This window comes from Kurthia sp. Dielmo, from assembly GCF_000307285.2.
Classification (GTDB): Bacteria; Bacillota; Bacilli; order Bacillales_A; family Planococcaceae; genus Kurthia; species Kurthia populi.
Genome location: NZ_CAEP01000186.1, coordinates 1 through 670, shown reverse-complemented (window position 1 = coordinate 670; position 670 = coordinate 1). Strand labels below are relative to the sequence as shown.

General features: G+C 34.0%; 1 protein-coding gene. It reads right to left on the bottom strand.

The window, feature by feature from the left end; all coding sequences use genetic code 11:
* Nucleotides 1-23 precede the first annotated feature (23 nt).
* Nucleotides 24-670: transglutaminase domain-containing protein (locus KTHG_RS00075; RefSeq protein WP_139991785.1), on the bottom strand; the 647-nt coding region annotated here is incomplete at its 5' end.

Here is a 670-nt window from a genome sequence, read left to right as displayed (position 1 = left end):
TAATCGCACTTCCTCTTTTTTTATTAAGATACTTTTAATTTATATTTCTTTCCTGCATTTGAATAGTACACATAATTTTTATTAATATACACATTCGTGCTAAATTTCTTTTTCAACGTTTTTAATGACTTACCATTTGTTTTGATACTCGCTAAATAGCCACTGTTTGAATAATTGCTAAAATATAGTTTACCGTTATAATACGCTAAATCTTGTACACGAATTGCCGCTAAACGCTTATGCTTTTTCGTTTTTTTATTATATGAATAAAGCTGTTGATTTTTCTTATCATTCGCATAATAAATCATTGTGCCATTTATCGCTACAGAAGAGGTATCCTTCAAGAAATCATATTTTGTATCCGTTGCTTTTGGATAAAGTGTCGGCGTTGTGGCGACATGATCCTTATTTAACGTTTTATCGCTCAATAAGAAGTATTTATGTGACACGCTATTGGCACGATTTGGTACTGGGTCATTCCACGTGACATCTAAGTTATACCACTTACCGTCCACTTTTACTTTATTCCACGCATGATCTTGCGGATTACCATCTTTATCATAAGCTACCCCTACGACATAACGTACTTCCATCCCTAATTCTTTTAATAATGCATATGCCGCCGTTGCGTAGCCCTGACAAACAGCCACTTTATCTTGCAATAAACCGT